The organism is Acinetobacter sp. YH16032 (genome assembly GCF_013417345.1).
In the GTDB taxonomy this organism is placed as follows: Bacteria; Pseudomonadota; Gammaproteobacteria; order Pseudomonadales; family Moraxellaceae; genus Acinetobacter.
Genome location: NZ_VPEE01000067.1, coordinates 1 through 5,440 on the forward strand (window position 1 = coordinate 1; position 5,440 = coordinate 5,440).

Here is a 5,440-nt window from a genome sequence, read left to right on the forward strand (position 1 = left end):
AAAGGCTCGACTCATAGAATTATTCATTTAGAAGTTATAGGGTATTCATCATGAATCTGCAAAACAAAGTCATTAAAATCAATTAATTGATATATCATTCTCTGCTTGTAGAATAAAATATTTACTTCTATATATTCAGCTTTATAACATTTTGTTCTATCCATTTTTTTTATAAAATTTGGAAATTGCTTCTTAAATGGAAAATAGGGTCTAACTAAGTTCTGGCTCTTTAAACCATCAACTAAAAAATAATAACTATCTATCGAGATATATGCTCCTGTAGATTTTCTTGAATGGGGCTTATAACCTAGATAACACATTTCTCCAACTTTAAAGTTTCCCTGTTCATATTGTTTATCTACCATTTTTGATACAAAGATAGAAAATAAAATTTTAAAAATTAAAAATAAAAAAAATAATAAAAGTGCTCCAATTAAAAGTACTCTTCTATGATAAAGATCCATCTGCATTCCTTTTAAAATTTTATTTTTAATATTTCTAAAATTAACATAATACACGTTATACGAATCCAAAAATGGGAGCCTAAGCTCCCATTTTTATTGATGTTTTTTTAAATCTTCTAACATTGCTTCTCGCAGAATTTCATTCATTCGTGTTTGATAGCCTTTACCTTGAGCTTTAAACCATGCAAGTACATCAGCATCTAAACGGATGGAAGTCTGTTGCTTCACTGGGCGATAGAATTGATTATGGCGTACAGCATTGCTCCAGTCGGTAATTTCAGGAATATCTGAGAGATCTAGCTGATCATCAGGAACCGTCCCTTTAGCAAGCAAGCGTTCAATTTCAGCATCTTGCTTGTCGCTGAATTTTTCATTCAGTTCTTTGCGTGAGTATCTAACCATGCTCATATTTATCTCGCTCCGCTTTAGTGACTTGTCTTGCACTAATGATTCGTATGATTTCACAGTCATCTTCATCAAAAATGGTGTGAGCTACTAAGAGCATTAGTACGCCTTTTACTTTCCCAATGGTCTGCCAACGTTCTTCACCATCGGTATGTCTGTCCTGAATTGAGATCCTCAGTGGATCTTCAAAAACAAGGCTTGCCGTTTCGAAAGAGATATCATGCTTTTTCTGATTCTTTCGATTCTTAGCCTCATCCCATTCAAAATACTGTTCCATAAAAAACATTCAAATTTGTATATACAATAATGTATCACAAAATTGTATCACTCAAGTTGAAAAGCGTAATTTTTAGTCAAATTTATTGGCAAGAACTATCAAAACTGCTCATAAAAAAGCCGACTTGTTTCAAAATCGGCTTTTTGGGCATTTTTAGATTTTTCTGGTTTTATTAAGTATCTGATATTTATATTAATATACAAGTGTATTGCGTATAACCACCATTATGTTAAATAGAATCAAAAAACCTCCAATAAAATCGTTATAGTATTATTATTTATTGAGTAGATAAGAGAATTAAATTAGTGAAATATTCAAATGAAAAAATAGTAAAAGCTCTCTTACTTTCTCCTTTACCACTACTTTTTTTCACAGCAGTCCTGTTTATCGTAATGAATCAGGAATACAGCCTATACTCGATTTTAGTGGTTCTTGTAGGGCACGGTCTTGTCTACTTGGCTTATTGTATTTTGACTGTACCTTTCAGCTTCATATTCTCAATTCTTTTAAATCGTTATAACAGTCTTAATTTATTAACTATCTGTATTGCCTCTATAATTATTGCTACTCCATTTTTTATTCTTTTTGAATGGAGTCACACAGGAGAAATTTCGAAAGAGTGGTGGAAAATGTATACCAATACATGGACTATTTTTATGGCTCTCTTTCCTGGCTTATGTTATTGGCTGTTTTTAATTAATTTAAAAGATAAAGAATAGTTATGAAAAAAATATTATATTTTAATTTCTTAGCGATTATTTTGACTTATGTATCTTTGCTTTATCAAAAAAATATATTAGTTGCTCGCATAGTTGTAGATAAGCTTGAAAAAGTTGAAGTCATAGCTGGGGGATTTCCTCTACAGTTCCTTATAGATGGTGAAACCTCTCCAGTCGGAAGTATAAGTATCAATCCTTTATTTATTTTCATCGGCATGGATCAATTTGTTTTTCTCAATTTTTTTATTGATTATTTATTTTGGGTAAGTATTTTATTTGCTTTTTCTATGATTGTGAAAAAGTACAGAATTGTATAGATCTCCTAAAATTAACATAATACACGTTATACGAAATGCTTGAAATTTTCCTATAAGCATCAATAGCTTAGTCAAAGCCGTTCTAGGGTTCAGCGCACTGGAACGGCTTTTTCATGATTTTTCACGTTCCACGCTTAATAAGTAAGCAATGTTCCACACTTTTGATTAGCTCAATTGAATAATCAGGATGCCTGGTCTTTTTCTTTTTGGCGTTCATCCAGCTCTTTCTTCAGTGCCTTTTTATCCTGGTACGATGCAATCAGCATAATCGGGATCAGCAGCGGGGCCACAATAATTCCCAGGGCAATGTCTTTCAGTTTCGGAATGATCTCTCTCCCTTAGTCATGATCAAAGACGGCATTTAGCACACGGCCAAATAAACCACGTTTTTTGTGTTGTGGCACTGCCACACTTTGCAACGTAGCATGCTGTAGCGTTTGGGTGTGGTATGCCGTAGTTTCTTGCTGTGGCACTGCTACATTTTCTGCAATATTTAATTCATTATTCTTTTTATTATCAGTGTCTTGTTGTGTTGTTGCATGCTGTGGCATCTTGGTGTCGCATGCCGTAGCATCTTGGTGTGGTGCTGCTGTGGTAGGTGCAACACTTTTCAGCTCAATGAGTGTTTGCATACGGTCAATTTGTTGCATTAACCGTTCTTCACGTTCTTGGTATTTTTTGACTTCATTTTCTAAATGGGCAATAAGTTTTTTTGTAGATTCATCACCTTCTTGCTTAGATGATTCAATTTTTTGAGATGTTTGCTCAGGTTCTCCAAAGCATCGGATGACCTCTGCTAGATCGAATTGTCCATCACTGGAGCGTGATAAACGTCCATTACGTACAGCTCTGTAAATGGTTGATCTATCCACATGAAATTTTTTAGATACTTCACTTAGTGATAACTTAGCCATTTACGGTGTCCTTTTTATTTGATGGCATGTATCCCACTTTTTTTAGATATGGGGATAGTTCTTTGATTTTTTCAGGGTCTTGTAGCATCTCAGCAATACGAACAGCAAATTGAGGATAGCTTTCTGTTCCTTGTGAATAGCGACCCATTTCAGGGAGTTCTGAAAGTTTATTTGCAAACATATGCCGTTGAGCATCGGTCATCTTTGAAAAAAGGTCTAAGGTATTCGGATCTCTTTCTATTGATGGATTATCCTTTTTCTTCTGTTTAAACGTAAAAGAAAAACCTGAAATTGATCGACCTTTTTTATGCTGTTCATATTTTACAGTTATATCCGTATGCTCATTTATTTGTTTAATTGAAAGCTCTAAAACACGCTCTTTTAAATGAGCCATCCGTAAATATTCATTATCAAGAACGCCTAACTTCTTTCTAAATTCTTGTAGTTCTATGGTTGGGGTTTTACCAGCGCTTCGCCACTGAATTAGAAGCTCATATAAGCGAATGGCATAAGCGCTACTAAGACTACTAACTTGCTGTAATTCATATTTAGTAAATTGTTCTTCCAGTCGGGTTATGAAGGGAACAACAGCAGGTGCAAATATTAAGTCTACAGTTGCTTCATTGTCGTTATAAGCAATTTGAGATACCCAACGACTCATAACATTTCGGATATTCCCATTAGCTTTTTTCTCTTGATAGCTAAATTGACGCGCGAATAAATCCTTACAAGCATCTTTTAAGGCTTGATAAGCTGTATTACGGTGTACACCAAATTGATTGATATAACTATCTGCATGAACTTCTAATGGATCATTTGCATTAATCCCTTTCCCACTTTCCCTTGCTTCAACAATAGCCAATAAAATTAAACGTTGTTCTACTAAGTCTAAGTTATAGCTTGCGTTGATTAAGGCATTGTCTTTTACAACTAAATCTCTCATAGCCACTATTTTTTTATTGTGTATAAGTACACGTTAATATTATTTGTGTACTAATGCAAGGTAAACGTAGACATATTGCAAGGTAAACGTGGACATATTGCAAGGTAAACGTGGACATATTGCAAGGTAAACGTGGACATATAAGAGCTAAAACCCTTTATTCATAATGCTTTCAAGCCATCTAAAAGTATTTAAAAGCTTTAAAATAATTAAAAGCCCAGGTCATGAAAAATTGCCCTTGGTTTTCGCTTCGCTCAAACTCTATTGAACTTCGCTTTCGCTCAGTTCGAAGGGGCAATTTTTGGTTAATACCATCTGGAATTCAATAAAAAGCAAAAGCAACTCGGAATTCGCTTCGCTCATGAGTTTTTTATGCTCGCTTCGCTCGACCTAGATGCAAATTAAATCTGTTCGCACCCTTCGGGATGCTCTATATCTAAGTCTGAGCAGTAAAGGGGAGCTTGTAATCAGAGAAAGAGCAGGGCAAAATTTTGATAGTGTTCAATCGCTCGTAGACACTCGCTCGGCTAATCCCTGTTAGCCTCAAAAAGAAAAGCACAAAGCGAACGGAGTGTGAGCAACATAACGGTAGATCACTTATTCCCCCCTCTGATTACTGCTTTTGCTGAATTGGATTACATATTCAAGTCAAAATCATTTCTCGGTTGTGGCTGTTTGAGTTCATGACTTGATAATTCAATGCTGTTTTGTTGTTGTGATGGGTTTTTAATTTCGTGAATATCATTTTTGATCGTCTCAAAGCCTTTCAAACATGATTGATATAATTCTCTTGGTTCTTTGAGATGGGAATTTCTAGGCTCTAAAATCTTCTCACATTCAAGATATCTCAACATTCTTCGGTCGTTTTTGATGATTTCATCTAACTTTCTACACTCGCTGTGAGTGAGATTTTTACTTGATCGATTTATGTATTCTTCTATATTTTTAATTTTTTTACTCGTTAAAACAATCAGTTGTATTTGATTCTGATTTTTATATGCTTGCTGTTGTTTTTCACTGATTTCTTTGTGATAAGCAACATAATCGGGGTAATAACCGTCGCTTCTTAAATATTTAAAATCAAGAGCTGGCTTGGGTTTGAGTCGAATTTCTGTTATTCCGATTTCTAGTCGTTCAAGTTTTCGATTAATTTCGTCAAGTTCTCTAGAGTTTTCCCAAGCATGTTGATCTGCTTGCTTTGCATCTGCAAATCTTCGTAGAAGTCGCTCGGAACTTTCAATTGCAAGATTTTCGAGAGTGCTTTCTCGATGTCCGCCTGCTGTGTGCCAATTGTCATTTGAATGGGTCTTAATTCTATCTTCACCAAGTCGCTGACAATGCTGTTTAAATCCAGTTGATTTAATGCTGTCGTTAATTGCATTTGTAACTGGGTTCTCAAGT

Annotated in this window: 7 protein-coding genes and 1 pseudogene; 2 read left to right on the top strand and 6 right to left on the bottom strand. The window is 34.8% G+C overall.

The genetic code is table 11. From position 1 onward, the window contains the following. Positions 1-23: 23 nt before the first annotated feature. The 3 genes from FTV32_RS15675 to FTV32_RS15685 form a co-directional block, all read right to left on the bottom strand. The gene (locus tag FTV32_RS15675; protein ID WP_180009762.1) at positions 24-464 is read right to left on the bottom strand and encodes a hypothetical protein; all 441 of its coding nucleotides are present in this window, start codon (positions 462-464) and stop codon (positions 24-26) included. A 93-nt stretch (positions 465-557) separates the two neighbouring features. After that, the gene (locus FTV32_RS15680; protein WP_068975325.1) at positions 558-872 is read right to left on the bottom strand and encodes a BrnA antitoxin family protein; all 315 of its coding nucleotides are present in this window, start codon (positions 870-872) and stop codon (positions 558-560) included. After that, positions 859-1,146 carry a BrnT family toxin gene (locus FTV32_RS15685; protein WP_045796150.1) on the bottom strand — a complete coding sequence of 96 codons (288 nt, stop codon included), beginning with the start codon at positions 1,144-1,146 and terminating at the stop codon, positions 859-861. The genes FTV32_RS15680 and FTV32_RS15685 overlap by 14 nt, the downstream gene beginning before the upstream one ends. A gap of 305 nt (positions 1,147-1,451) precedes the next feature. On the opposite strand from FTV32_RS15685, the gene FTV32_RS15690 reads away from it, so the two are divergent. Both FTV32_RS15690 and FTV32_RS15695 read left to right on the top strand, forming a co-directional pair. Continuing rightward, positions 1,452-1,865 carry a hypothetical protein gene (locus tag FTV32_RS15690; protein ID WP_044432567.1) on the top strand — a complete coding sequence of 138 codons (414 nt, stop codon included), beginning with the start codon at positions 1,452-1,454 and terminating at the stop codon, positions 1,863-1,865. Between the two features lie 2 nt (positions 1,866-1,867). Beyond that, positions 1,868-2,182, top strand: coding sequence for a hypothetical protein (locus tag FTV32_RS15695; protein ID WP_000723215.1), 315 nt, complete (start codon positions 1,868-1,870; stop codon positions 2,180-2,182). 338 nt (positions 2,183-2,520) lie between these two features. On the opposite strand, the gene FTV32_RS15700 is transcribed toward FTV32_RS15695, so the two are convergent. The 3 genes and pseudogenes from FTV32_RS15700 to FTV32_RS15710 all read right to left on the bottom strand — a co-directional run. After that, positions 2,521-3,096 carry a plasmid replication DNA-binding protein gene (locus FTV32_RS15700; RefSeq protein WP_180029082.1) on the bottom strand — a complete coding sequence of 192 codons (576 nt, stop codon included), beginning with the start codon at positions 3,094-3,096 and terminating at the stop codon, positions 2,521-2,523. Continuing rightward, positions 3,089-4,039, bottom strand: coding sequence for a replication initiation protein RepM (gene repM, locus FTV32_RS15705; protein ID WP_151805632.1), 951 nt, complete (start codon positions 4,037-4,039; stop codon positions 3,089-3,091). Before repM ends, FTV32_RS15700 begins: the two co-directional genes overlap by 8 nt. 635 nt (positions 4,040-4,674) lie before the next feature. Next, a pseudogene (locus FTV32_RS15710) lies at positions 4,675-5,440 on the bottom strand (mobilization protein); the annotation flags it as partial.

What these genes read in the sequence shown, in the direction of transcription:
- FTV32_RS15675 (WP_180009762.1), bottom strand. Translation starts at nt 464, where the DNA reads ATGGATCTTTATCATAGAAGAGTACTTTTAATTGGAGCACTTTTATTA.
- FTV32_RS15680 (WP_068975325.1), bottom strand. Translation starts at nt 872, where the DNA reads ATGAGCATGGTTAGATACTCACGCAAAGAACTGAATGAAAAATTCAGC.
- FTV32_RS15685 (WP_045796150.1), bottom strand. Translation starts at nt 1,146, where the DNA reads ATGGAACAGTATTTTGAATGGGATGAGGCTAAGAATCGAAAGAATCAG.
- FTV32_RS15695 (WP_000723215.1), top strand. Translation starts at nt 1,868, where the DNA reads ATGAAAAAAATATTATATTTTAATTTCTTAGCGATTATTTTGACTTAT.
- FTV32_RS15700 (WP_180029082.1), bottom strand. Translation starts at nt 3,096, where the DNA reads ATGGCTAAGTTATCACTAAGTGAAGTATCTAAAAAATTTCATGTGGAT.
- repM (WP_151805632.1), bottom strand. Translation starts at nt 4,039, where the DNA reads ATGAGAGATTTAGTTGTAAAAGACAATGCCTTAATCAACGCAAGCTAT.